This is a genomic window from Fredinandcohnia onubensis, from assembly GCF_002734285.1.
GTDB lineage: Bacteria > Bacillota > Bacilli > Bacillales > Bacillaceae_L > Ferdinandcohnia > Ferdinandcohnia onubensis_A.
The window spans coordinates 100,250-126,717 of record NZ_NSEA01000003.1 but is presented as its reverse complement, the minus strand read 5'-3'; the positions used below and the strand labels follow the sequence as shown (position 1 = coordinate 126,717).

The following is a 26,468-nucleotide window of genomic DNA, read 5'->3' as shown; positions in this document are numbered from 1 at the left end:
AAATGAAGATTTTGTTACAAATTTGTATTAATTTTTAGAAAATTTAAAAATAATGTAGCATTTTTAGGCGAAATTGCAATAAAATAAAAGAAAACACATAAGGAGGGAATTTATGTATATTAACCGGAGAAAAGTATTAAATGAAAAAATGGCGAGAATCAAAAATGGGTACTCCGCTTATGCAGAATCCCCAGAAGTTGTAAATGCGTTAAAAAAAGAAATTCAAGCCTTAGATCTCAACGTTCTTGAAGAAGTAACCGATCTAGGTTCATGGTTCATCCCAGTTAAGGTAGATAGCTAATAAAGTCGCACGCAAAAGGAGCGACTTTATTTTTTTAGGTAACCTGATTGCAAACCTTCCTTAAATCAGAGATAACGTTTTCGACCTCTTGCCACGAGTAAATGGTGGCCCCTGATGCAAGTGGGTGCCCACCGCCGTTATATTTTTTTGCTACCCCGTTTATCACAGGTCCCTTAGAACGCAAGCGAACACGGATTTGATCTTTTTCCTCCACGAAAAACACCCATGCTTTGATATTTTCAATATTTCCTAAGTTACTTACCAATTGAGATGCTTCTGTAGGCGTTACATTGTATTCTTTCAGAATCTCATTTGAAATCACCATAGACCCTACACCATCTTCGGTGACTTTATAATTTTGAAGGACATAACCACTAAGGCGTGCGACATTTTCCTTCGTTTTATATAAATTCTCGTAAACATCTGGAAAATGAAAACCACATTCAATTAATTCTCCGACATATGTAAATGTCTTTGGATTTGTACTAGGAAACAAGAACCTACCCGTGTCCCCGACAATTCCAGCAAAAAGAAGTCTCGCAGCTTCCTTTGAAAGAGTTAACCCTTGGTTCCTTCCTTGAAGGTAAAACTCATAGATCATTTCACTGCAGGAGCTGGAACTTGTGTCGACCCATAAGAGGTCTCCATATGGATCTTCATTCGGATGATGATCAATTTTAATTATTTTTTTCCCGCGATTATAACGCTCGTCTGAAATTCTACCTTGGTTTGCAGTATCACAGACAATAACTAATGCCTCTTCATACATTTCATCCGAAATTTGGTCCATTTCCTTCAGAAAAAGTAAGGAGGGTTCATTCTCACCAACAACAAATACTCTTTTGGTTGGGTAGGATGCTTTTAGAATTTCTGCTAGACCACACTGTGAGCCATAGGCATCAGGGTCTGGTCGTACGTGGCGATGAATGATGATCGTTTCAAAGTCACTTATTGTTTTAAGAATAGATTGAATCATAAGAGTTCTCCTTTTTCGGTTCATTTCGTCACCAAGTTTCCACATTCTATTCACTAGCAATTTGAATTGGTTCTGGTTACAATAGGTATAGTAATCTAGAACTGGAGGAAACTTCTCATGCAAATTCTCGTTTTTCTAATCATATTTGCACTTGTATTTTATTTTTATTATAAAACAAAATACTTCCGCACAAGACGTCCAATTGAAAAACAATGGCTCTCAGCGAAATCTAGTATTGCCTTAGGACTTTTTGTTGCGTTATTTGGATTAAATACGTATTTCGTTCATCCATCTACGATCTCATATGTAATTGGGACAGTCCTTATATTAGTTGGTGGTGGAAGCATTTGGGCAGGCTTCCGTGCTTATAAGCATTATCTTCCATATGTACTAAAAGAAGCTGAACAACAAAGTTAACTAGACCCAGAAAAAGACGCGTTATAGCGTCTTTTTTTTCATACTTATCCTTATCTTTCTATTAGCTGTGCCATCATCATTGCTTTTCCAACAACGACTCCGCCATGAAAAACTTCAACATCAACCTTACCAAACCTTCTTCCAACCTCTAGAACCCTTGGATGAATTTCCATTAGACTATCAATTTGAACGGGTCTCATAAAATAAACCGTCATATTCTCGATAACCAAATCTCCTTTTTTAAAGGATTTTAGTACCCTATTTGCTGCCTCCGTTACAATCGTTGTAAATACTCCGTATGAAATAGTTCCCAAGTGGTTAGTCATTTGTGGGGTTACTTCACATTGATAAATCGCTACACCATCAGCAGAAATATCCACGAGTTGATTTGTCACGATATCATCAATCGTTTCTCCTACCTGAGGTTGACGACCAATATTTTGCATAGCCTTTAGTACATCCTGACGACTAATGATCCCTTGCAAACGATTCGATTGATCCACAACCGGCAGCATTTCAATACCTTCCCACACCATCATATGTGATACAGATGCAACCGATGTTTTTCCATTAACGGTCATTGGTTGTTTCGTCATCACCTTTTCAATGAGCGTATTAGGGTCCTGTCCCATAATGTCCTTTGCTGTAACCATCCCAACAACCTTTGATTGATGATCAACGACAGGATAGCGACCATGACCTGTTTCGGTATTATGTTCGTACCATTTCTCTACCTTATCTGAGGTATGCAGGCTTACGGTCTCGGTTTTAGGCGTTAATATATCCTCAACTAAAACAATTTCTTTTTTTATGAGCTGGTCATAGATTGCACGGTTGATCATGGTAGCAACCGTAAAAGTATCATAACTACACGAAATAATTGGAAGTTGCAACTCATCTGCAAGCTTTTTCACTTCATCTTCTGTGTCAAAACCACCGGTCACTAAAACGGCAGCTCCTGCATTTAATGCATACTCATGCGCCTTTGTCCTGTTACCAACTATTAGAAGGTTTCCTGCACCTGTATAACGCATCATTGCCTCTAATTTCATAGCCCCGATAACAAATTTATTGAGTGTTTTATGCAGCCCCGCTTTTCCCCCAAGCACTTGTCCATCAACAATATTGACAACCTCTGCAAAGGTTAACTTTTCGATGTTTTCTTTCTTTTTTCGTTCAATACGAATGGTTCCGACACGTTCAATAGTACTCACATATCCTTTATTTTCAGCATCTTTTATGGCACGATAAGCCGTTCCTTCGCTCACTTTCATATCCTTAGCAATTTGTCGAACTGAAATTTTCTCACCAATCGGAAGTGTGTCAATATACTGTAAAATCTGCTCATGCTTTGTCGCCAAGCTCTTCACCCTCTAATAATCATTCTTTGTCTAGTTCCGTTATGTCTTATCTTTTATTATACGGGTGAAGCAAGGTTTATTCAATTTTATTAGTTATGGCTATATTAGTAATTCCGCATTCTTTGTCGACGTTTTGCAGTGGCTGCTTGTGGACTTGTCGTTTTCTGAGCAGACTTCGGGTTATATAATAACCCAATTAAGTTTCCACTCACTACAATCAAGGCAAAAACTAGCCATGAAAGAGCGAATACTCCCTCTAATCCTTCCGCTCCGATTGATAGCCTTGGAACCCCGTAATAAAGTAAGACACCACAAAGCAATAAACATAGTAACAATCTATTATGCATCCTTTTACCTCCTCTACCTATGCTTGTATCATTCTATGAAGCAAGCATAGAAAAAAGACGTGATTCCTCACGCCTTTGTTCGTTTTACAATTCAATTGCGTCACCTGCTGTTAAAACCTTGCCCTCAGCCGATGTAAGTCTTGAGACAAAATCGGCCGCATCCTGTTTAATCACTGGGAAAGTATTATAGTGAATCGGCACGACAGTTTTGGCTTTTAACCACTCTGCTGCAATTAGTGCATCATCTGGTCCCATCGTGAAATTATCTCCAATTGGTAGAAAGGCAACATCGATCTCATTAAGCTCACCAATTAATTTCATATCGTAAAATAATGCAGTATCTCCTGCATGGTAGATTGTTTTTCCTTCAGCACTAAACAAGATACCACCTGGCATACCTGTGTAAACAAATTCCTGTTTTTCAGGAATTTCGACGCTTGAACCATGGAAAGCTAGGGTGAATTTTACCTTCCCAAAGTCAAACTGATGGGCACCACCAATATGCATCGGATGTACATTCAAGCCTTGCCAGCCTAAATAGACCGCAAGTTCATTTGGAGCTACCACAAGACTCGAGTTGCGTTTAGCAAGGTCTACAGTGTCTCCGACATGATCTCCGTGACCATGTGTAAGTAAAATGACATTCACTTTTTCTTCAGATGCTTTTAAATCTGTATTAGGATTTCCTGTGATAAATGGGTCAATGATGATCGTTTTTCCACCTGTTTCAATTTTTACAACAGAATGACCATGATAGGATACTTTCATATGTATCTCCCCTTCCATAATTGTATATAGAAACCTTAATATAGTACTTCTTTTTAAATGCTTACTTTCCTTCTTTTTTATACCCTTTTCCTACGTAAATCAAACCCTACTCCAAAAAGGAATACTATTATCGGAAAAGGCTCACACCTTCCGCTTCAAACCGCAAAGTGCTAAAATAAACAGTGTCCCTTATTATTTAAAAGGAAGTGTTATGAATGAATCAACGATTACAACAACTTTCTAGTTGGTTAACAGAAAAGGACATTACATGTAGTTTTATTACGTCTACTCCAAACGTATTTTATTTAACAAACTTTTATACCGAACCACACGAAAGACTTCTTGGTTTATTCGTTTTTCAACAGGAAGAGCCCATCTTGATTTGTCCAAACATGGAGCTTGCCCAGGCACGTAATGCTGGCTGGAGGTATGAAATCATTGGATATAGTGATACCGATAATCCTTGGGAACTCATCCAAAATTCACTCTCAAAACGAAACATAACAGTCTCATCATTAGCTCTTGAAAAAGAACATTTAACTGTTGATCGTTTTGAACAAATTCAAAAATTATTCCCAACCACATCTTTCGTATCAGCTGAGGAAAAATTACATACTTTACGGATGATTAAAGAAGAGAAAGAAATTTCTATTCTAGAAGAGGCAGCAAAGCTTGCTGATTTTGGAGTAGAAGTGGGTGTCCAGGCAATTGCCCAAGGAAAGTCAGAATTAGATGTACTTGCAACAATTGAATTTGAATTAAAGAAAAAAGGAATCCGCCAAATGTCCTTTGATACAATGGTATTAACAGGTTTAAAAACTGCTGCTCCACATGGAAAACCAGGACTTGAAACCATTCAAAAAGGAGATTTTGTTCTTTTCGATTTAGGTGTTGTTCTTGACGGTTATTGCTCTGATATCACTAGAACAGTCGCATTTGGAGAGGTTTCCGACCAACAACGTGAGGTTTATGACACTGTGTTAAAGGCCCAATTAGCAGCTGTTGATACTTGTAAGCCAGGAACAAGAATTGGCGATATCGACCGTGCAGCACGTACCATTATATCCAATGCTGGCTATGGTGAATATTTTACCCACCGAATTGGACACGGACTTGGAATTGATGTTCATGAATTTCCTTCTATGAATGAAACAAATGATATGCTCCTACAAAAGGGTATGGTATTCACAATTGAACCAGGAATCTATGCTCCAGAAATTGGTGGAGTTCGAATTGAAGATGATATGATTATTACCGCTGATGGAGCCCAAACACTTACAAAGTTCCCTAAGGAACTACTCATAAAATAAATGCAAAAAGGACCCTGAGCGGTCCTTTTTGAACTTTAGAAGCCTTCACATTTCTTAATTCACTGCATTTTCTACCTCTTCAAATTTTGAGCAGAGGTATTCAAACAGCTTATGGTTAAAATTATCCTGATTACGTACATAATCAAACAAAATATCATATTGCTCTTTATTATCCTGTAAACCATTTAGTACCTTGAAAAATAACTCCTTTTGCTCCATGATGGTGGCTGCAATTTCTTGATCTTTTTCGTCATTTTGCTCAAATCGTTTAGCAATGGTTTCATTTTTTAATTCATGATTTTTTAGAGAAGCTATTATTTGGTCAAATTGCTTTTTCACTAGGTTCATATTTTCAGAAACTTTATTGTTAAAGATTTCTTGATTTTGTACAATTTTTTGGAGAACTTCAAGCTGTTCTTTATGTTCCACTTGTTGCTTCGCCGCTGTCTCATTAAATTTTTCTTGTTTCTTCATAAAGCCAACAAATACCTCCAATAAGTTTTTCTGTTCCGTCATTTTTTTATAGAACTTTTCGTTCTTCTCCATTTGATTTTGTTCATATTTAAAAAACTGGTGTTGCAGTCCTTTTTGTTCTTCTGCTAATTGCTTAATTAGCCCTTCATTGCTTTTGATATACTCTTGAACGAGCTCATTATATTTCTCCTGTTGTTTAATATGTTCCGATACAAAATTAGAATAATAAGTTTGTTGATTTGGATTATCCGGCGAAGAAGTAGCTGGTCGATGAACAAATCGGGCTAACGATTCATTATAAAAAACAGATGAACCCATTTTTCAGCACTCCCTTACGAGTTAGTTAGACGTTTGTCTTCATGTAGACTCTTCTTTATCTTATTTTTATGCATAAAAAATGGTGACAATGATTCGAGGACATAAAAGGGACACCTAAGGAAAGGTATCCCCAAAAAATTATCTGTTTTCTAAGAGTGTTTTTGCATCTGAATAGGATGTTCCGTGTGCTTCTGCAACTGCCTTGTAGGTAACATAACCATCTAATGTATTAATCCCTTTAAACAACGCATCATTCTCGATACAAGCTTGTTTAAATCCCTTATTAGCAATTAACAATGCATATGGAACGGTTACATTCGTCAGTGCAAAAGTTGATGTACGTGGTACAGCTCCAGGCATGTTCGCAACAGCATAGTGGACGACGTCATGTTTGACATAAGTTGGATTATCATGAGTTGTAATTCGATCTGTCGTTTCAAAGATTCCGCCTTGGTCAATCGCAATATCTACGACTACAGAACCTGGTGCCATTGTTCTAATCATTTCTTCCGTTACAAGTTTCGGCGCCCTTGCCCCTGGAATGAGGACTGCTCCGATCACGAGGTCTGATTCCTCCACCGCTTCCGCTATGTTAAGCGGGTTTGACATAAGTGTAGTTACATCCGCTCCAAAAATATCATCGAGCTGGCGAAGTCGCTCCGGACTTAAATCAATTATTGTCACTCGAGCACCTAGACCAATTGCCATTTTAGCTGCATTCGTACCTGCAACTCCTCCACCAATAACCGTTACTTTACCACGATGAACGCCTGGCACACCAGCAAGTAAAATCCCTTTTCCACCATGTGGCTTTTCTAAAAATTGCGCGCCAATCTGAGTTGCCATTCTTCCTGCAACTTCACTCATTGGGGTTAGCAATGGTAGTGAACGGTTTTGGAGCTGTACAGTTTCATAGGCCAGCCCAATCACTTTGTTCTCAACTAAAGCTTTCGTTAATTCAGGCTCTGCAGCTAAATGTAAATATGTAAATAAGAGTAAGCCTTCACGGAAATATTGATATTCCTCTGGAAGTGGCTCTTTTACCTTCATAACCATGTCCACCTGCCATGCCTCACTTGCAGTACTAACAATGGTAGCCCCTGCACTAGCATATTGTTCATCCGTAAAACCAGAACCGATCCCCGCATTGGTCTCAATATACACTTCATGACCGAAGCCTACAAGATTTACAACACCCGCCGGAGTCATCGCAACACGGTTTTCGTTATTTTTTATCTCCCGAGGTACCCCAATTCGCATGAAAAACACTCCTCATCTCATTTTCAATAGATTACTTACTTGAACTTAAAATATGATTTTAACAACAATGAAAACACTTACATGATAGTATTTTTCTTCCTAATAATCAAGGAAAAGTTCAAATTTTATACAATTATGTATGATATTCAAGTGTTTTGCCAGTGCTATACTAATAGTAGAAAGACAATCTCATATTTTAGGGGGCTAAAAAAATGCTAGTTACCTATAAAAAAGTTCTTGTAGCTGTTGATGGTTCAAAGGAAGCGGAATGGGCTTTTAAGAAAGCAATCGACGTTTGTAAGCGATATCATGCGACACTTAGTGTTACCCATGTGATTGACTTAAAACAGTTTGCGACGATTGGAGCTTATCAATACAATTTAACAGAACAATCAGAGCAATATGGAAAAGAATTACTTAACCAATATAAGGAAGTGGCAAGTGAAGCCGGTATTGATGACATCGAAACAATACTTGAATTCGGTTCACCTAAAATAAAAATCGCAAAAGAAATTGCACCAAAACATGATATTGATTTAATCATATGTGGTGCAACTGGTTTAAATGCTGTCGAGCGTTTCCTATTAGGCAGTGTATCTGAAAATATTACACGTTATGCAAAATGTGATGTTATGGTTGTAAGAACAGAGAAAGATCTTTAATATATAAACAAAAAAATCGTGAATCAATCACGATTTTTTTGTTTGTTTTATTTTCTCTAAAACCTTACGTACTTCTTCAAAACCGGTACCGCCTGCACTCTTGCGGCGAGCAACAGCAGTTTCAGGCAGCAATACTTCATAAATATCGTCTTCAAATAGTGAGGATGCTTCTTTTAATACTTCAAGCGGTAAATCACTTAGGAAGACACCACGTTCGATACAAATTAACACAAGCTTTCCTACCACTTCATGTGCTTCCCTAAATGGTAGTCCCTTTGAAGCTAAATAATCAGCTAGTTCTGTCGCATTGGAGAAATCCTTTTTAACAGCTGTTGCCATTACTTCCTTTTTCACCTTCATTGTTGAAACCATTCCAGCAAAAATCTTCAAAGATCCTTTTACCGTCTTCACAGTATCAAACATGCCCTCTTTGTCCTCTTGCATATCTTTGTTATACGCAAGTGGTGTTCCTTTAAGAACCGTTAATAAACCAAACAGATTTCCATAAACTCTTCCTGTTTTACCACGGATGAGTTCAGCCATATCTGGATTTTTCTTCTGTGGCATAATACTACTTCCAGTAGCAAATGTATCATCCATCTCAATAAAATTAAACTCCTGTGAGGACCATAAAATCAACTCTTCACAAAAACGTGATAGATGCATCATAACCATTGAACTATTGCTTAAAAATTCAATGATAAAATCACGGTCACTTACAGCATCAATACTATTTTCATAGATTTTTTCAAATCCTAGAAGCTCTGCACTGTAGTATCGGTCAATTGGAAACGTGGTACCCGCTAGAGCACCTGCCCCTAATGGAGATATATTGATTCGCTTTAGTGAGTCTGTTAAACGTTCCTTATCACGCTCAAGCATCCAATAATAGGCCAATAGATGATGGGCAAATGAAATAGGCTGTGCCCTTTGTAAATGGGTATAACCAGGAGCAATTGTTTCAACATGTTGCTCCGCTTGCTCCACGATTGCGTGTTGAAGCTCTTCGACAAGATTAATAATTTCATCTACCTGTTGTCGCAAATATAAGTGCATATCTGTTGCAACCTGGTCATTTCTGCTTCGTCCTGTATGAAGCTTTCCACCAACCTGTCCAATTTCATCAATTAGCATCTTTTCGATATTTAAATGAATATCTTCATTTGCAACAGAGAATTCCAATTCATCATTTTTAGCTTTTTCTAATAAGGTAAGTAGCCCTGATTTAATGGTATTTGCTTCTTCACTAGAAACGATTCCGCATTTACCTAGCATTGTCACATGGGCAATACTTCCTTCGATGTCTTCCTTCACCAGCTCCTGATCAAAGGAGATCGATGCACCGAATTCATCTACCCATGCTTCGGCGCTTTTGGTGAATCTTCCTCCCCAGAGCTTTTTCATACTTCAACCTTCTTACTGTTATTTACAATACTATTAACCTTTGTTGGTAAGCCCCATAATGAAATGAATCCAACTGCTGCATTATGATCAAACTCATCATCTGAAGTATAAGTTGCAAGTTTCTCATCGTACAATGAATTTTCGGATTTACGTCCTTCAACAATTGCATGACCTTTGAATAGTTTTACACGAACAGTTCCATTTACATTCTTTTGTGTTTCTTTTAAGAAGCCAAGTAATGCATCCTTCAGTGGTGAGAACCAAAGTCCATTGTAAATTAATTCAGTAAGCTTTTGTTCGATAACTGGTTTGAAATGTGCAACTTCTTTTACTAGTGTAAGGTCTTCAAGTTCCTTATGTGCTGTAATTAAAGTCATCGCACCCGGACACTCATAAACTTCACGAGATTTTATACCTACAAGACGGTTTTCCACATGATCGATACGACCTACACCATGTTTTCCAGCGATTTGGTTTAATTCAAGAATTAATTCAGATAATGGGTACTGCTGACCATTAATCGTCTTTGGAACACCTTGTTCAAAATCGATTTCGATGATGTCAGGTGTATTTGGTGTTTCTTCCAAAGCTGCCGTTAATTCATATGCATCAGCTGGTGGAGCAGCCCATGGATCTTCTAAAATACCACACTCATTACTACGTCCCCAAAGGTTTTGGTCAATAGAAAATGGGCTATCTAGATTGATTGGAATCGGAATGTTATGCTTCTTCGCATACTCGATTTCTTCTTCACGAGACCAGCTCCACTCACGAACAGGTGCTAATACTTCAAGGTCAGGATTTAATGCCTTAATTGAAACTTCAAATCGAACTTGGTCGTTACCTTTCCCAGTACAACCGTGTGCAACGGCTACAGCATTTTCTTGCTCAGCTACTTCAACGAGTTTTTTCGCGATTAGCGGACGAGATAATGCAGAGACTAAAGGATATTTTCCTTCATAAAGGGTATGTGCTTGTAATGCGGCAAGCGCAAATTCATTTGCAAATTCTTCCTTCGCATCGATTACGTATGAAGATACAGCTCCAACTGTAATAGCTTTCTCTTTAATAAATGCAAGGTCTTTTCCTTCTCCTACATCTAAACAGCAAGCAACGACTTCATAGCCTTGCTCCTGTAACCATTTAACTGCAACACTTGTATCTAGACCACCTGAATATGCTAAAACAACTTTCTTTTTGCTCATGTTGTATCTTCCTTTCGAATATTAATTCATCTATTTTTATATTTATACATTTATAATGTATTACTTTAGCAACTCTTTCTACTTTTTTCAATAGTAAACTGAGAAAAATAAAAAAATTCTTTTAAGATAGAATATAAATTAGTAGTATTGTAAAATGATAGCAAGACCTACGAGGGGTGGTAATAATGGATTTTTTTCATTTTGATGACCGACTTGGGATTCTTCTACCGTACTTAGAAAAAGAGTGGGAAGAATATACAGTGGAGACACAGCAGCATATCTTGTTCCATTGGGAAAAAATCAGAGGACATATTCCTGATCGCATTGCAGAAATTGAAACCATTATTAACAACAAACAAGAACAACTTGGCAATGAACTTGATTTCGAGCGTTCATGTGAACTAAACAACGAAATCTCCGATTGTGCGTCCATCATTAATGATTTATGGATATGGTATAGAATGAATCAAGGAGTATCTAATAAAATACACCATTGAAAAAGGTCTAATCCTAAATGATTAGACCTTTTTGATATCCTTTTTTATTTCACTGACAACATGGCCAAGTTCTGGTAGGATCAATTTATTCATTGCAAGCTTTACGGCTCCAGAAGAACCTGGTGTTGAAAAAATCGCAGTATCATTGCTAACACCTGCAATAGCTCGTGAAAGAATGGCCGCTGAACCTATATCCTCCGTATAGCTTAACATCCGAAACAGTTCACCAAACCCGACGATTTCTTTATCTAATAATTTTGTGACCGTTTCAATTGTGACATCACGTTTAGCAATTCCAGTGCCCCCATTTGTTAAAATAACATCAATCTCTTCATGTTGACAGCCTTCACGTATTGCTTTTTCGATAAAAGATTCCTCATCTTTAACAACCTCATATTGTAAGACGTTGTAATCATTTTCCTCTAGTAGCGAAATCATAAGCTTTCCACTTTTGTCGGTTTCTTTCGTTCTTGTATCACTTATTGTAATAACTTTACATCTGACTGAGGAGGGTGTAGCTTTTTTATGCTCTTGAACACTCATTTCCTAGAACTCCTTTTCCTTCAAAAAACGTAAACGATAATAATTATGGGCATAATCGCTAACCTGTCTTGTTAGTTGATAATTCATTCCTGCCCCAATCGCCATACTAACAAGAGGAATCCCTTGAATCATCCGCTTACGTAAAACTGAAATGGCCACCGCTTTTACAATATGTTTTAATGGGAGCTCAAGCCAAGTTTCGTCGGTTAAGTCCTCTGATCCATTATAAAAATATTGGTTCTGGTTAGACCCATCGGCACCCTGGGTCAGTTCCTCCCAGCCCTGGAAACGCATCCGTTTTGGCAGTGTAGCAGCATGAAACACTTTTAGAGATGTCATCATTTCATACGGTGTATTTACTTCATACCCATATGTCATCGCAATTAATTGGACAATACGAAGATTAAGAACCGTTATTCCTGGTATATCCGTTCCAAGTAGGAGAAGTCCCCCTGTACCAGATAAGCCACCTTGTGCAAAAGAATAAAGCCGATGCTTCGCAATCTGATTTTCGGTTAAATAGATAAGCTGATCTATCGTTAGTTCTTTTAAATCAGAGATATCCTCAATGTCCTGATTAAAAACACGTGCCGAACGAATAAGACGTTCCCTTGCATCCACTTGAATTTGTGTTCCTTGAAGTATGGCATGTAAATGGAATAGCCAATTATCTAGCTTTGAAAAGAACTCAGTCCGTACATTCTCAGGGATAAGGCTTAACGAGTTTTCCAGCCATTTGTCATACGTCATTTCAAAATCTGTTTGTTCATGTTGCATTTGTTCCGACCAATTCTCAATTTCGGATAGAATTTGAATTTCTCGTTCAGTAAGACCCATAATCATCCTCCGTTTCCAGCATTCACTATGTGTATTATACCACCACAAAGAAAAAACCGAAAACCACTAGGAGATGAAACAAGCCTTATAAAAAGTAAAAAAGACAAACCCACTAAGAGTTTGTCCTTCAAATCCGTTATTTTGTTAAACGCATAACATCACGTGCGATCATGACTTCTTCATTTGTAGGAATGACGATAACCTTTACAGGTGAGTGTGGGTAGCTAATGAAGGTCTCCTTACCTCTTACTTTATTTAAAACTGGATCCCAATATACACCCATGAATTCTAGTCCTGTTAATACCCTTGCACGAATAGTATCACTGTTTTCACCAATACCCGCTGTAAAGATAATGGCATCAACACCATGCATACGTGCTGCATATGAACCGATGTATTTGTGGATTCTGCTCGCAAATACTTCAAGCGCTAATTCCGCACGGTTATTTCCTTCATTAGCTTCTAGTTCGATATCACGTAAGTCACTTGAAAATCCAGAAACGCCTAGCATTCCACTTTCTTTATTTAAAACATCTAAAACTTCATCTGCAGTTTTACCTGTTTTCTCCATGATAAATGGAATTAATGCCGGGTCGATATTTCCAGAACGTGTCCCCATAGTTACACCAGCAAGTGGTGTAAAGCCCATAGACGTATCAATGGATTTTCCACCTTCAATTGCAGCAATACTTGCACCATTACCAAGGTGGCAAGACAATATTCGAAGCTGTTCTACAGGTCTTTCTAAAATTTCAGCTGCACGTTGTGAAACATATTTATGAGATGTTCCGTGGAAACCATATTTCCGGATACCATAGTCTTTATAATAATCATATGGAAGACTATATAAGAATGATTTCTCAGGCATTGTTTGATGGAATGCTGTATCAAACACGGCTACAGCTGGAACATTAGGTAATACTTCCTGGAATGCCTTAATTCCGGTTAGGTTGGCTGGGTTATGCAATGGAGCTAATTCTGATAGCTTGTCTATTTCATCAATAACCTCATTCGTAATCACAGCTGAATCTGCAAAAGTTTCTCCACCGTGAACGACCCGATGACCGATTCCTTCAATTTCATCCAACGATTGAATAATTTGTAATTCTGTCAGTTTATCAAGGAGTATTTTTACAGCGACAGCATGGTCAGGAATTTCTGTTTCAGTTGTTTGTTTTTCATCGTTAACTGAGATTGTGAAAATTCCCTTCTCAAGGCCGATCCGTTCAAAGATCCCCTTTGTAATTACCTCTTCACTCGGCATTTCAAAAAGTTGAAATTTAAGTGACGAGCTTCCTGCATTTATGGCAATGATTTTCGACATTATGTCCGCTCCTTTTGATTAAAATCTTTCCTTGTATGTAAATTTTCACTCTACATTATTCTATGCAAAACGACACTCTTTCATAGATGCCTTTTTCATTTAAACATCGGTACCAAAACATTTCAAGAAGAGTGCTGAATTGGTACCGTTTTCGCCATAAAGTTCTTAAATTCAGATAATAGAAAACGCTACAATTCAAAAAAGAGACCCCATTCGTGAGGTCTCCATACTTAAACATTTATAGTTTAATTTCGTGCTTCTCTTGTTTTATCCAATCATCAATTTGTTTAATGATACCTGCCATTGCCGTTTGATTTGAAAACTTTGGTAAATTGACAAGGAGGGCTTGCTTTGGTGCCTTTACTTCTGGTCCCTTTTTCTGAATGACAAAAATGCTTTTAGCTGCTTTTTCATTTTTAAATAAGGATAAAGGTAACTGAATCATCCCTTGGATAACAGAGTTCTCTTTGAGGAATGCATTTAATTCCTTAGCATATTCACTTGTAAACAAATGATTAGGTACTAAGAAAAATAAATAGCCACCCTCCTTCGTATATTTAAGACTTTGCTCGATGAATAGATGATGGGCATACGAATGACCTTCTTTTGCATGAAGCCCAAAGTTAGCAGCTCCAATATCATTCGGATAATAACCGACAGGTAAATCACAAACAATTACGTCTACTGGGTCTATGTATAATGGCTGTAGACTATCTTGATTGTAAAATTGAATGGAGTGCTGCTGCAGGTTTGCACTTACATATGCCACTTTAACTAAGAGATCATCCACATCGATCGCTGAGGCTTCAATTTCTTTTGATTGATTTTGATTGAGAACGGTTGTAATTAAGTTTCCTGTACCTACTGCCGGATCAAAGAGACTGAATCCCTTCCAGCCTTCCGTAAATTTTGAAACAAGGTAGCCTACAAAAATAGAAACCGCATCTGGAGTCATCTCATGATTCGGCTGTGTCGCCTCTGTCATCCCTTTTAATGCGGCAAGCTGATAGGCTTTGCGAATTTCTTCAACAGAATATTGTTTTAGGTTTATCTGGCTGTACTCTTTCTCGATGCGCTTCTTGGATATTTCACTTGGCTCCTCTTGGAGAATCGTGTTTTGGAAGAGGTTTTCTCCTGTTTCTGCAACTGCTTCAAGGTATGTACATGATAATTCTTCCATCAAGATCATTGCTGTGTTATCGATAACGGTAAATAATTTTTCGACTGAAGATATTTGTGCCATTTGTTTTTCTCCTTTTCGAACTCTTGACATATCCCTTTATTTTAAAAGAAATCGTGTTGTAGTTCAACAAAGTTAAAAAGAATCCCAATTATGATTGGGATTCTCTTTTTTCATCTATTAGTTAGCTGCTTTTGCTGCTTCTAGTGCTGCTTCGTAGTTTGGATGGTTTGTTGCTTCACTAACGTATTCTACATAAGTTACAGTATCGTTGCTGTCTACAACAAATACTGCGCGAGCCAATAAGCGTAGTTCTTTAATGCCTACACCATAAGCTTCTCCGAAAGAAAGATCACGGTGGTCGGATAGAGTTTGAACATTTTCAATACCGTTTGCACCACACCAACGTTTTTGTGCAAATGGCAAATCAACACTGACTGTTAAGATTTTAACATTTTCTAGACCTGATGCTTCTTCGTTAAAACGACGAGTTTGTGCATCACATACACCTGTATCAAGTGATGGTACAACACTAATTAAACGAACAGATCCTTTTGAGTCTGCAAGTGAGACTGGTGATAAATCATTTGCTAATACAGTAAAATCAGGAGCCTTGTCCCCAACTTTTACTTCATTCCCCAATAAAGTGACTGGATTGTTTTTAAATGTGATATTTGCCATTTTACCAAAATCCTCCTTAAATTTATATGTACAGTGTAAATCATATCTTTTATCTCCCACAATTGCAATTATTTGCATTTATATATTGTTAAGTAAGCCCTTGTGTTTAGTCGGGTTTTAAAATTGGTTTCTGGAGCCGGGTGATGTGGGAATTAGGCGCTGTCTTTTTGTGTGGGTGTGGGTCAGTAGAGTGGGGGCTGAACGTGGGGAAAGGCGGCAACGTCTTATTAGCATGGATGAAGGGGAAAAGCAATCTGATTCTTGGGAGGAATCCTCTTCATCTGCCGGATGAAGGGGAATGGCATTCTGATTCTTGGGCGGAATCCTTTTCATACGCCCGATGAAGGACCGCACAAATCGATGGACGCAACATAAAGTCTTTCATAACCTCGATGAAGGACCGTACGATGCGACGAACCCAACATAAAGTCCTTCATAACCTCGATGAAGGACCTCGCAAATCAACGGACCCAACATAAAGTCCTTCATAACCTCGATGAAGGACCGTACGAATCAACGCACCCAACATAGAGTCCTTCATCGCAGGCATACCTTGGTTAAAATCCCTACAAAAAAGGAGTCAACTGTTGGGTCCAGTTAACTCTCGAAAGTTCTTATATGTCAAAATCAGATTTTTTGTCTTGATTTTGTTGGTCTTGGTTATTCTTTTTTAACATTTGTTGGATTTTATCAACAGCCTGTGGTGCTAATTCAAGTAGTTTTTCATATAAATGAGTGCTTTCATCCAGATGCAGCATTTTCACACCATTTGCACTGACAATTAAGAAAGCGATTGGTGTAATTGAAACTCCACCACCACTTCCTCCACCGAATGGGAGTTTGGAGCCCTGTTGTTGTTGCTGTTGATCTCCACCTCCACCACCGCTATCTTTTCCACCCTCACCTTGTCCTTTGAACTCACTACCTCCTGCAGCAAATCCAAAGCCAACCTTTGAGACCGTTAAAATCACGCTCCCATCAGGTGTTTCAACAGGGTCACCAATAATTGTATTTACATCAATCATTTGCTTTAAGTTTTCCATTGCGGTCTTCATTAAACCCTGTATTGGATGATCAGACATAATAAATTCCTCCTGACATTCTAAACTGATTTTTTATCCGAATCGGTTTCGTTGAGCTTTGAAAGGGTTGGGGAATTAAATTTCGGTATTCCTCCTCGCCACCTTTTAATCACTCTGATTCCTGCTACCATAGCATGCCCGATACGGAAATGAATCATGCATCTTAGACTTGTTTCGGATACAGCAAACTGGAATGAAGGCGTAATCGAATAATCAGGATGAGTTTTCAAATTGAGGTAATGGCTGATCATACCTACTATCGTTCCCTTAATAGACCAACCAAGCCCAGTAAGTACTCCAGTGTGAGCGGCATCTCCAACACCAATATGGGAATGCCATTCAAGTTTTGTCACCGATATTTTTTTCAAAAAGTTTTTAATGACCGGTATCATATCGACAACTCTGTTTAAAATTACTCTAGTGTCACGTAAATCTGATATCAAATTTTTAACAGAGAATTTCTCTTTTTTCTTTTTTGCACCAGTCGATGCGCTCGCTTTTTGTTCTTTTTTAAAAACAACGCTCGGGGACTCTTTGTCAACAGCGACCATTGGAATGTTAATCGTATATCTTATCAGCCCAAACCAGATGCTGAATCTTATTTTAATATGGTCATCGTCCCGTAAATGATTTGCTTCTATATAGATTTTTAGCCTCGATACCATTATTAGCAAAATTAGTAGGACTAGAAATAATAAAATGAATAAGAGCCACTTCATGACACGCACTCCCTTTCAATGTTTAGTTATCACCTACTAGATGGTGAAAAATACATAAAAAGGGGTTCTGTGGTAATGTACTTATAAAAAAATAAGAGTGTCCATGGTGGACACCCTTATTTTGATGCATGTATAACAGTCGTATCTGAAAGTAAATCATGAATTCCTTGTTTTTTTGGAAGAAAAGCAACAATTATATAGCCAATAAAGAATAGCTTTGAGATGTATCGACCAATTAACTCCCTAAAAAGAACTGTCAACCATGTAAGCGGTCGTTCCTCAAGAGTCACAACCTTTATTCCAAACACCATCTTCCCAAGTGTTTGACTGAAAAACTTTGTCATCAATACAAAATACAGATAAAAAACAACAGCCGTTGCAATTGACGTTGCACTAAATATATCACTATCAGATAATGGAATGTCTAAAGCTCTAAATGCTGGATATATAAGGATACGGTTTATACTTCCAATTACTACAAGATCTAATAAATATGCCCAAAAACGCATCCAAAAGCCAGCATAGCGAGGTGTGGCATTGGTAACTGGACGGGATGTATGATCGGGAATATAATGATCTCCCTGTACTCCTTCATGTGTAAGATCCATATTCAATTTAGTCCCCCCTATTCTGCGTACAAATACATCATTCTAGGTGAATTTGGCTGTGATAATAAATGAACCATGGTTGCCATTTCGATGTCATCACTAAAGATCTTTTTTGCACTCATAGAAAATAGAGATCCAAAACCAAAATTGGCTGTATACTCAACAACACTAATATCCCCAAGTTCATAGTCCTTCTTCATTGCTTCAACCGCATCCTCAAAGTATCCTAATTCATCGATTAAATGGTTTTCCTTTGCTTGTCTACCATCATAGATGCGTCCGTCTGCAATTTTACGAACTTCAGACTCTGACATGTTACGTCCATCTGCAATTACATCCACAAACCCTTGATACGCATTATCGACCATTGTTTGCATGATTTTTCTCTCTTCGTCCGTCATGTCACGGTAAGAAGACATGATATCCTTGTATGGTCCACTTTTGATTGTTTCAAATTTCACACCATATTTTTCAGCAAGTTCACTAAAGTTAACCCCTTGCATAATAACTCCTAATGAGCCGGTCATTGTATCTGGTGTAGCAAATATTTTATCTGCTGGAGCTGAGATATAGTAGCCGCCAGAAGCAGCCATAGTGCCCATCGATACATAAACTGGTTTATCCGTAGCTTCTTTTAAATCCGTTAACTTTTTATGTATTTCCGCACTTTCAACAACTCCACCACCTGGGGAATTAACCTTTAGAATAATTCCCTTTACGGTTTTATCCTCTTCCGCTTTTTCAATCATTTTTAAAAATGATTGATGTTGATAGCCCGCTGATTGGAAGAAAGACGTTACATCACCTGTATCTTGAATCACTCCATTAACAGATAGAACTAAAATCTTATCCATTCCCTTTCCTTCGATTACAACATTTTCGAGAAATTCTTCATTCGATGCCCCCAAAATCTCATCTGAAAAATTACTGAAATTTTTCGAGGCTAAGTTAGTTGCAAAATTAAAAAAGATCGAAAATACAAATATGACTGCAGCAATCCCTAAAGCTGCCCATCGTTTCCCATTCATTTCTTTTTCCTCCTAAATTTATGGATACTATTCACGAATTGTTCAAAAATAAATACGAATCAAATCCAAAATGGTTTCATTTTATTGTTAAACTAAAATAGATACATATGTACTATATTGCCATCATTTGAAAATCATTGGGAGGTAATTTCATGGATCGTCGTAATGTTTACTTCTTTTATCGGAAAGAAGATAAACTTATTGAATATGTAGAAAAACTGAATCAGGTTGCAAAAGAGCATCAATTTAGAATTGTAGATGATGCTAAAGATGCGAATGTTATTGTAAGTATCGGTGGAGATGGTACTTTCCTTCAGGCAGTTCGCAAGACAAATTTCCGCCAAGACTGTCTGTATGTTGGGATTTCAACAACTGGGGCTTTAAACCTTTATTGTGATTTCCATGCAGACGACACTGATAAAATGGTTGAGGCGATGTTAAATGAAAAAATTGAAGTTCGCCGTTATCCAATTCTTGAGGTGAAGGTAGATGATAATCCTTCATTTTATTGTTTAAATGAATGTTCCATCCGTTCCGGAATCATAAAAACTTTTGTGTTGGAAGTGTATATTGATGACTTGCATTTCGAAACGTTCCGAGGCGATGGAATGATTATCTCTACTCCAACCGGTAGCACTGCGTATAATAAATCAGTTAGAGGTGCTGTTGTCGACCCACTGCTTCCTTGTATGCAGGTCACTGAACTTGCATCCTTAAATAATAACCAATATCGTACACTAGGTTCTCCGTTTATTTTAAGTGGCACGAAAAAATTAACTTTACGTGATGTCCAAGATGGTAATGATTTTCCTACAATCGGTATGGATAATGAAGCACTCAGCATCCGCAATGTAAAACAAATCGACATTCAGCTGAGTGAAAAAAGAATTAAAACGGTAAAATTAAAGGATAATTCTTTCTGGGAAAAGGTGAAACGTACCTTTTTATAAGTATTAAGACCAAGCAAATGCTTGGTCTTTTCGTTATTTTTCATACATAATTGTATCATCAACAACAGTCATCGTCACATTAGTATCCAGAATCTCATCTTCGTTTATATGAAAAATATCTTTATCGAGAATGGTAAAGTCAGCTTTAAACCCAGGTGCAATCTTCCCCATACAATCTTCTTTTCCAATTGCATATGCACTTCCTGTGGTAAATAACTGTACAGCCTCGAAGACTGTGAGTTTTTGTTCGGGCATGTACACCTCTTCTCCACCTGGTTTCTTTCTGGTAACGGCGGCATGAATGCCAAGAAGGGGGTCAATCGGTTCAATTGGAGCATCTGACCCACCTGCGCAATGTAAGCCTTCTTGTAATAAGGTCTTCCACGCATAGCAATATTCGATACTCATTTCACCAATTCTTTCAATTACCCACGGAAAATCTGACACTACAAATCTTGGCTGAATATCAAGAATAAGAGGCAACTGTTTTGCACGGTTGATTAGCTCTTTTCGTAATATTTGGGCGTGAATCAAACGATCACGTTGATTTGGTAATGGCGGTAATTCCTCAATTGCATCCAATACATATTCAAAAGCGAGGTCACCAATCGCATGGATGGCAATCGGCATCTTATAGCTTCTAGCCTTTTGAACAAGTGTTTTGAGGCCGTCTAATGAGTGAATCGCTACACCAGACGTTTCAGGCGAATCATTATAAGGATGACTTAACAATGCCGTTCTACCACCAAGTGAGCCATCTGCAAAAATTTTCATCGCGCCTAACTCAAGAAATTCATCCCCATCACCATATGAATATCCTAAACGGTGCATGTCATCAACAGCTTCATGATGAACTAAAAGATTTGTTCTAAATTTGAAACCATCTTCTTTGATTACCTTTTGAAATCCTCTATATGTTCGCTCAAATCCCCCGTAATAATTCAAATCCTCTGTATGTCCACCAACAAGACCTTTACTCAGACAATCCCCGATGGATAAACGAAGCGCATTTTGAATGTAGTCTTCCGTTACCTGCGGAATCACATTTTTTACTAGCTCCTGAGCCTTATCCAATAAATACCCTGTAGCATGTCCATTTGTATCTCTTACAATAATGCCACCCTCAGGGTTCGGGGTATGATCTGTTATACCAGCCAATTCGAGTGCCTTTGTATTCACAACAACTGCGTGCCGACAAATTCGTTTTAACAGCAGTGGATTATTGGGTGAGAGCTCATCTAGCTCAATACGGTGAAAAATCTTTCGGTCAGGAAGCTGGTTTTCGTTCCATCCTTCTCCAATAATCCATTCGCCTTTTGATTTATCTTTTACATACTCTTGTATGGAATCCGAAATTTCTTGGGAGGACGTCATCTCCGAAAAATCCAGTTTCATTAATTTTTCCCCATGGCCAATGAGATGCATATGGCTATCAACAAATCCTGGAAGCATCGTACTCCCTTTTAAATCAATTAGCTTCGAAATTCTTTCTTTATATCGTTTTTCCAAATCTATTTTTGATCCAGTAGCAACAATCATACCGCCTTCTACGAAAACTGCCTCAACCACATCTTTTTCATGTTCCATGGTGTATATTCTTCCACCTGTCCACAAGGATCCCATTTAACTCATCTCACCCATCTATTTTTAAATTTAATCCTTTAATTCTACAAAGAATGTTTCTGGTCCTGTCGGATATAAACTTCCTCCCTTGGGCTCAACACTGGCTTTTATCATTTTAAATTTGTGGATATCCATTCCACGTAAGTATACTTTCGATGAACCATTTTCATTTGGAATTATTGCTCCCTGCATATTATCATTTTCATAAATAATCCATAACTGATAATCATGATTATCCAGATTTGCAAGACCGTTTATTTCAATGAGCATTTCTTTTGTTAAGCTATTTATCCATATATCCCCGTTTATGTTTCCACTACGGGAGAGAGGTATAATATTCAACTGTTTCGTATCCGGCTTACTTATAAGTCTTTTCGCCTCGCGTTCTTGATAATCCACCATTGAAACCTTGTTATTTTGACTAATATATAAATTTGTCGTAACTAATACCAATGATAAAATTACTGCTACACTACCAAGTTTAAGCAAGAGTTTTGGTGGTATTTTCTGCGCTTTATTATTTTTACGAATCTTATTCCAGAGCTCTTCCTTGTTATCTAAACTAGATTTAACGTGTATCGAATCTTTATTTAAAATAACTTCCCAATTATTCATTTTTTCATAACAAAGAGTACATTTATCCACATGTGTTTTAATCCAGTTATGTTCAACTTCATTTAATTGACCTAATGTAAAATCAATTAATTTTTGTTCTGGTACATGTTTATCCATTATGTTTATCACCACCACTAGATTCCATCCAATGTAGTAAGAGTTTTTGCTTTCGAAGATTTTGAATCCCATAACGGATTAAAGATTTAACTGATCCTAATGGTTTTTCCATCGAGTTTGCAATCTCTTTATGTGTTTCTCCCTGAAAATAAGAACGGATAAGTGCTTCTCGCTGTTCATTTGGCAGATGATCTAGAGCATCTATAATAATATTATTCTGTAATTCTGATAGAAAATGAAGATCCGCTCCCTTTTCATTCTTAGTTAAAATGCTTTCTAGTCGGTTCATTAGAACAGGCCTTTTTTTACGCAATCGATCCAATGAACGACTTTTGGTTTTTACCGCAAGCCATGCTTTTACACTCCCTTTTGAAGGGTTATATTGTTTTGGCTTTTGAAATACCTCTAGGAAAACATCATGACTTACATCCTCTGCTTCGCTATGGTCTCCGATAATGTGTAATGCAATGTTTAATACAAACGAATAATGCTTTTCATAAAAAAGGTCGAAAGCTATTCGAGAACCATTTTGAACTCTTTTCAATAATTGAATACTTTCCTGATTTTGGTCCATAGTAATCGCCTCAGATTTAATCTTTTAATTAAATTTTACAAATTTTTTTCGAAAATATAAATCCATTTGACCATTTTTCTCGTATCAAGTACGAAAAAAATTTAGGAGGTTCATAAGATGAACAAAAAAATGATTTGTATTTTTTCCTTTATTGTACTTTTTATGGCACTTATGAATGTAGGAAAAGTTCACGCTGTTGAAAATGTTACATTATTCACGCCCTATACCGGGCTATCAGCAACTCCGGGGGAAACGATTACTTACTCAGTAAATGTAACAAATACTGGATCAAGCATTCAAAACATGTCTTTTGATTTTGAAAACATTCCAAAGGGTTGGGATTATTCAATCACTTCTGGTGGAAGGGATATACGTGAACTTTCTGTTAAAGGAAATAGTGAGGAGGCTCTAAATGTTGATATTAGTATCCCCTTAAATGCTAAAAAAGCCGATTATCGCTTCAACCTCGTGGCTTCAGATAACGGTAGTAACAGTAAGCTCCCATTGCTTATTACTCTGTCCGAGCAAGGCTCCTTTGAATCCGAGCTAACTTCTGACCAAAAAAATTTACAAGGGCATGCTGATTCCAATTTCACTTATACTGTAAAACTACGAAATCGGACAGCCGAACAACAAAATTATGCACTAAGTTCGGCGGCCGATAAAGGCTGGGGAGTTCGTTTCAAATCAGGTTCTGATTCCATTTCTTCCATTACCATTGAACCAAATGAATCAAAAGATATAACAGTTGAAGTTACACCCCCTGAAAAAGTTGAAGCAGGGTCATTTAAAATTCCAATAAGTGCATCAACAGGTAGCACATCAGCAGAAATAACTTTAGACGCTGTTATAACTGGTTCGTATGGAATTGAAATCAGTACTCCAACAGGAAATTTAAGTACGGATATAACCGCAGGAGATAATCGAGTTGTTGATCTTGTCATAAAAAATACGGGTACAGCTCCATTACTTGATGTAAATATTACATCCAACACGCCTCCAAAATGGGAAACCGAATTTGATACTAGTTCAATATCTGAACTAAAGCCTGGTGAATCAAAAACCGTAAAAGCTACCATTACTGCACCTGATGAAGCAATTGCAGGGGATTATGTCACAACATTTAGCGCATCAGCAGCAGAAGCATCCTCTGATGCAACTTTCCGTGTATCCGTTGAAACATCTACCTTATGGGGTGCAGTTGCAATCCTGATTATACTTGGAGTACTCGGTGGATTGTATTATATCTTTCGAAAATATGGGAGGAGATAATATTGATGGATACTAATCCGATCATTAAGCTAGAACAGCTTACAAAACGATATGAGGCTTTTTTTGCCGTTCGCAACTTATCTCTTTCCATTTCAAAGGGTGAAATCTTTGGATTACTAGGACCAAATGGAGCTGGGAAGACGACTACTATTTTAATGATGCTTGGTTTAAGTACACCTAATTCGGGATTAGTGCAAGTGTGTGGAATAAACTCAACCCGCAATCCAATTCAAGTAAAACAGAAGGTAGGTTACTTACCAGATGATGTGGGCTTTTATCAGCATATGACAGGTTTAGAAAATCTACTTTATACAGCAAGCCTTAACAATATAAATCGAAAACAAGCAATGGAGAGAGCAGAACATTTGTTACAAAAAGTTAACTTAACTGATGTTGCACATAAGAAGACCGGAAAATATTCAAGAGGAATGCGACAAAGACTTGGACTCGCGGACGTGCTTATGAAAGACCCTGAAGTCATTATCCTTGATGAACCGACATTGGGTATTGACCCGGAAGGAGTACGAGAATTTCTACAACTGATAAAAGAATTAAAAGAAAAGGATCATAAGACCATTTTACTTTCTTCTCATCATTTACACCAAGTTCAGCAAATCTGTGACCGTGTAGGAATATTTGTTAATGGGGAGCTACTGGCTCATGGAAACATCGAGGAACTCATGGGGAAACTATTATTAAAGGATACTTTTGTGATTAGAGTTATTGTAAGTGGAATCAATGACCGTCTGTTGGATGATATAAGAGAGCTTGAACATGTAAATAAAATCGAGGTATTGAATGAAAGTGTAATTGATATTTATTGCTACAAGGATATTTCTGCACGGATTAGCGCCACTATCATTCATTCAGGGGCCTCATTGCACCATATAAGCAAAAAAGATTTTGGGCTAGATGAAATCTACCATCGCTATTTCGAAGGACGTGAAGTTAATGAATCTCGCTAGTATAAAGGAAAAATTCTATGGCAGCAGGAGAGATTTAGAAATAACGAGACAATACTCGAATCTAGGAGTGTTCTCTGCAATTGTGCGCAAGGAATTTTCAGACTACATTACAAGTTGGCGAATCACTATTTTATTGGGGATTATTTTACTTACTTGTATTGGTTCCCTTTATACTGCCGTATTAACCATTCAAGATTCGCTTGAGGCTTCTGAAGATGCACAAGCAATTGCAAGGGATTCCTATTTATTTTTGAAACTATTTACTGTATCTGATGGCACACTACCATCTTTTATCACGTTTGTAGGTTTTCTCGGTCCGCTTCTCGGGATTGCACTGGGCTTTGATGCGATTGTCTCTGAACGAAATAAAGGCACTTTAAGCCGGTTAATGGCTCAACCAATTCCTAGGGATTTTGTAATTAACGGAAAATTTACTGCTGCCTTATTAATAAATTGTTTGTTATTTTTTTCATTAGGGTTTCTTGTAATGGGATTTGGGATATTAATTTTAGGCATTCCTCCTACATTTGAAGAATTCAGTAGAATTTTCTTTTTCTTACTGTTATGTATTTCATATATCGCTTTTTGGTTAAACCTAGGAATTTTGTTTTCAATTTGTTTTAGGCAAGCTGCAACATCTGCCTTATCAAGTATCGCAGTTTGGTTATTTTTCAGTGTGTTTTATACAATGATTGTGGAATTGCTGTCAAAATCTATCTTAAATCCTAATACCCTAACAAGTACTGAGGATATCATTGGTAAGCAAGGAGTAGTCCTCAATATCATGCGTTTATCGCCTAACTATTTATTTAACGAATCAACAACAACGCTTCTTTCCCCAACGGTAAGAAGCCTCGGTCCATTAACAATGGAGCAAACAATTGGTGCTGTTGCAAGTCCATTACCTCTTGGGCAGAGCCTATTGCTCATTTGGCCACAAGTAACTGGTTTAATTGCCGCATCTTTGATTTGCTTTGCTATTGCATACATTTTATTTATGCAACAAGAAATTCGAGCCTAGATTGATAAAAAGCCAATCCACACTCACAG

Annotated in this window: 29 protein-coding genes; 9 read left to right on the top strand and 20 right to left on the bottom strand. The window is 37.5% G+C overall.

Features of this window, described 5'->3' with window-relative positions; genetic code table 11:
- The first annotated feature begins 112 nt into the window (after window positions 1–112).
- Complete coding sequence (locus tag CKJ95_RS03445) at window positions 113–301, top strand: hypothetical protein (protein ID WP_099352005.1); 189 nt, start codon at window positions 113–115, stop codon at window positions 299–301.
- 34 nt (window positions 302–335) lie between these two features.
- On the opposite strand, the gene CKJ95_RS03440 is transcribed toward CKJ95_RS03445, so the two are convergent.
- The gene (locus tag CKJ95_RS03440; protein ID WP_099352004.1) at window positions 336–1,277 is read right to left on the bottom strand and encodes a DHH family phosphoesterase; all 942 of its coding nucleotides are present in this window, start codon (window positions 1,275–1,277) and stop codon (window positions 336–338) included.
- A gap of 117 nt (window positions 1,278–1,394) precedes the next feature.
- On the opposite strand from CKJ95_RS03440, the gene CKJ95_RS03435 reads away from it, so the two are divergent.
- Window positions 1,395–1,694 carry a YtpI family protein gene (locus tag CKJ95_RS03435; protein ID WP_099352003.1) on the top strand — a complete coding sequence of 100 codons (300 nt, stop codon included), beginning with the start codon at window positions 1,395–1,397 and terminating at the stop codon, window positions 1,692–1,694.
- A 50-nt stretch (window positions 1,695–1,744) separates the two neighbouring features.
- Here the strand turns inward: CKJ95_RS03435 and CKJ95_RS03430 are convergent, their stop codons facing one another.
- The 3 genes from CKJ95_RS03430 to CKJ95_RS03420 all read right to left on the bottom strand — a co-directional run bounded on the left by CKJ95_RS03430 (window position 1,745) and on the right by CKJ95_RS03420 (window position 4,170).
- Window positions 1,745–3,055 carry a CBS domain-containing protein gene (locus tag CKJ95_RS03430; RefSeq protein ID WP_099352002.1) on the bottom strand — a complete coding sequence of 437 codons (1,311 nt, stop codon included), beginning with the start codon at window positions 3,053–3,055 and terminating at the stop codon, window positions 1,745–1,747.
- A gap of 104 nt (window positions 3,056–3,159) precedes the next feature.
- Complete coding sequence (locus tag CKJ95_RS03425; protein WP_099352001.1) at window positions 3,160–3,402, bottom strand: hypothetical protein; 243 nt, start codon at window positions 3,400–3,402, stop codon at window positions 3,160–3,162.
- A gap of 84 nt (window positions 3,403–3,486) precedes the next feature.
- A complete protein-coding gene (locus CKJ95_RS03420) occupies window positions 3,487–4,170 on the bottom strand; it encodes a metal-dependent hydrolase (RefSeq protein WP_099352000.1) in 684 nt (227 codons plus the stop codon).
- 215 nt (window positions 4,171–4,385) lie between these two features.
- Between CKJ95_RS03420 and CKJ95_RS03415 the strand changes: the two genes are divergently transcribed.
- The gene (locus CKJ95_RS03415) at window positions 4,386–5,480 is read left to right on the top strand and encodes a M24 family metallopeptidase (RefSeq protein ID WP_099351999.1); all 1,095 of its coding nucleotides are present in this window, start codon (window positions 4,386–4,388) and stop codon (window positions 5,478–5,480) included.
- Between the two features lie 54 nt (window positions 5,481–5,534).
- On the opposite strand, the gene CKJ95_RS03410 is transcribed toward CKJ95_RS03415, so the two are convergent.
- Both CKJ95_RS03410 and ald read right to left on the bottom strand, forming a co-directional pair.
- Entirely contained in the window at window positions 5,535–6,272 is a 738-nt protein-coding gene (locus CKJ95_RS03410; RefSeq protein WP_099351998.1) for a hypothetical protein, read from the bottom strand.
- Window positions 6,273–6,410: 138 nt separating this feature from the next.
- Window positions 6,411–7,532: an alanine dehydrogenase gene (gene ald / locus CKJ95_RS03405; protein ID WP_099351997.1), complete on the bottom strand. Its 1,122-nt coding sequence runs from the start codon at window positions 7,530–7,532 to the stop codon at window positions 6,411–6,413.
- 212 nt (window positions 7,533–7,744) lie between these two features.
- On the opposite strand from ald, the gene CKJ95_RS03400 reads away from it, so the two are divergent.
- Window positions 7,745–8,194 (top strand): universal stress protein, encoded by a 450-nt coding sequence (locus CKJ95_RS03400; RefSeq protein ID WP_099351996.1) that lies wholly within the window; start codon window positions 7,745–7,747, stop codon window positions 8,192–8,194.
- 27 nt (window positions 8,195–8,221) lie between these two features.
- Here CKJ95_RS03400 and argH read toward each other — a convergent pair whose 3' ends face one another.
- Window positions 8,222–9,598: an argininosuccinate lyase gene (gene argH / locus CKJ95_RS03395; RefSeq protein WP_099351995.1), complete on the bottom strand. Its 1,377-nt coding sequence runs from the start codon at window positions 9,596–9,598 to the stop codon at window positions 8,222–8,224.
- Entirely contained in the window at window positions 9,595–10,803 is a 1,209-nt protein-coding gene (locus CKJ95_RS03390; RefSeq protein WP_099351994.1) for an argininosuccinate synthase, read from the bottom strand. Before CKJ95_RS03390 ends, argH begins: the two co-directional genes overlap by 4 nt.
- Before the next feature lie 185 nt (window positions 10,804–10,988).
- On the opposite strand from CKJ95_RS03390, the gene CKJ95_RS03385 reads away from it, so the two are divergent.
- On the top strand, window positions 10,989–11,300 hold the full coding sequence (locus CKJ95_RS03385; protein WP_373604824.1) for a hypothetical protein: 312 nt from the start codon (window positions 10,989–10,991) through the stop codon (window positions 11,298–11,300).
- A gap of 21 nt (window positions 11,301–11,321) precedes the next feature.
- On the opposite strand, the gene CKJ95_RS03380 is transcribed toward CKJ95_RS03385, so the two are convergent.
- From CKJ95_RS03380 to sppA, 9 genes are all read right to left on the bottom strand, one after another.
- Window positions 11,322–11,843: a MogA/MoaB family molybdenum cofactor biosynthesis protein gene (locus CKJ95_RS03380; RefSeq protein WP_099351993.1), complete on the bottom strand. Its 522-nt coding sequence runs from the start codon at window positions 11,841–11,843 to the stop codon at window positions 11,322–11,324.
- Window positions 11,844–11,846: 3 nt separating this feature from the next.
- Complete coding sequence (locus CKJ95_RS03375) at window positions 11,847–12,680, bottom strand: EcsC family protein (RefSeq protein WP_099351992.1); 834 nt, start codon at window positions 12,678–12,680, stop codon at window positions 11,847–11,849.
- A gap of 136 nt (window positions 12,681–12,816) precedes the next feature.
- Window positions 12,817–14,004, bottom strand: coding sequence for an acetate kinase (locus tag CKJ95_RS03370; protein WP_099351991.1), 1,188 nt, complete (start codon window positions 14,002–14,004; stop codon window positions 12,817–12,819).
- Window positions 14,005–14,242: 238 nt separating this feature from the next.
- A complete protein-coding gene (locus CKJ95_RS03365) occupies window positions 14,243–15,247 on the bottom strand; it encodes a class I SAM-dependent methyltransferase (RefSeq protein ID WP_099351990.1) in 1,005 nt (334 codons plus the stop codon).
- A gap of 117 nt (window positions 15,248–15,364) precedes the next feature.
- On the bottom strand, window positions 15,365–15,865 hold the full coding sequence (gene tpx, locus CKJ95_RS03360) for a thiol peroxidase (RefSeq protein WP_099351989.1): 501 nt from the start codon (window positions 15,863–15,865) through the stop codon (window positions 15,365–15,367).
- Between the two features lie 614 nt (window positions 15,866–16,479).
- Window positions 16,480–16,947, bottom strand: coding sequence for a GerW family sporulation protein (gene ytfJ / locus CKJ95_RS03350; RefSeq protein WP_099351987.1), 468 nt, complete (start codon window positions 16,945–16,947; stop codon window positions 16,480–16,482).
- A 20-nt stretch (window positions 16,948–16,967) separates the two neighbouring features.
- Window positions 16,968–17,666 (bottom strand): DUF2953 domain-containing protein, encoded by a 699-nt coding sequence (locus CKJ95_RS23745; RefSeq protein ID WP_099351986.1) that lies wholly within the window; start codon window positions 17,664–17,666, stop codon window positions 16,968–16,970.
- Window positions 17,667–17,782: 116 nt separating this feature from the next.
- Window positions 17,783–18,274: an RDD family protein gene (locus CKJ95_RS03340; RefSeq protein ID WP_099352307.1), complete on the bottom strand. Its 492-nt coding sequence runs from the start codon at window positions 18,272–18,274 to the stop codon at window positions 17,783–17,785.
- Window positions 18,275–18,291: 17 nt separating this feature from the next.
- Window positions 18,292–19,302, bottom strand: coding sequence for a signal peptide peptidase SppA (gene sppA / locus CKJ95_RS03335; protein WP_099351985.1), 1,011 nt, complete (start codon window positions 19,300–19,302; stop codon window positions 18,292–18,294).
- Window positions 19,303–19,454: 152 nt separating this feature from the next.
- Between sppA and CKJ95_RS03330 the strand changes: the two genes are divergently transcribed.
- Window positions 19,455–20,252 carry an NAD kinase gene (locus tag CKJ95_RS03330; protein WP_099351984.1) on the top strand — a complete coding sequence of 266 codons (798 nt, stop codon included), beginning with the start codon at window positions 19,455–19,457 and terminating at the stop codon, window positions 20,250–20,252.
- Between the two features lie 33 nt (window positions 20,253–20,285).
- Here CKJ95_RS03330 and CKJ95_RS03325 read toward each other — a convergent pair whose 3' ends face one another.
- The 3 genes from CKJ95_RS03325 to CKJ95_RS03315 are packed head-to-tail and all read right to left on the bottom strand — an operon-like array spanning window position 20,286 to window position 23,181.
- Window positions 20,286–21,875: an amidohydrolase gene (locus CKJ95_RS03325; protein ID WP_099351983.1), complete on the bottom strand. Its 1,590-nt coding sequence runs from the start codon at window positions 21,873–21,875 to the stop codon at window positions 20,286–20,288.
- 30 nt (window positions 21,876–21,905) lie between these two features.
- Entirely contained in the window at window positions 21,906–22,607 is a 702-nt protein-coding gene (locus tag CKJ95_RS03320) for an anti-sigma factor (protein WP_099351982.1), read from the bottom strand.
- On the bottom strand, window positions 22,600–23,181 hold the full coding sequence (locus tag CKJ95_RS03315) for an RNA polymerase sigma factor (RefSeq protein WP_099351981.1): 582 nt from the start codon (window positions 23,179–23,181) through the stop codon (window positions 22,600–22,602). Before CKJ95_RS03315 ends, CKJ95_RS03320 begins: the two co-directional genes overlap by 8 nt.
- 117 nt (window positions 23,182–23,298) lie before the next feature.
- Between CKJ95_RS03315 and CKJ95_RS03310 the strand changes: the two genes are divergently transcribed.
- The 3 genes from CKJ95_RS03310 to CKJ95_RS03300 are packed head-to-tail and all read left to right on the top strand — an operon-like array spanning window position 23,299 to window position 26,439.
- The gene (locus CKJ95_RS03310; protein WP_099351980.1) at window positions 23,299–24,453 is read left to right on the top strand and encodes a COG1470 family protein; all 1,155 of its coding nucleotides are present in this window, start codon (window positions 23,299–23,301) and stop codon (window positions 24,451–24,453) included.
- 5 nt (window positions 24,454–24,458) lie between these two features.
- The gene (locus tag CKJ95_RS03305) at window positions 24,459–25,418 is read left to right on the top strand and encodes an ABC transporter ATP-binding protein (protein WP_099351979.1); all 960 of its coding nucleotides are present in this window, start codon (window positions 24,459–24,461) and stop codon (window positions 25,416–25,418) included.
- A complete protein-coding gene (locus CKJ95_RS03300) occupies window positions 25,405–26,439 on the top strand; it encodes an ABC transporter permease (protein ID WP_099351978.1) in 1,035 nt (344 codons plus the stop codon). Before CKJ95_RS03305 ends, CKJ95_RS03300 begins: the two co-directional genes overlap by 14 nt.
- Window positions 26,440–26,468 lie beyond the last annotated feature (29 nt).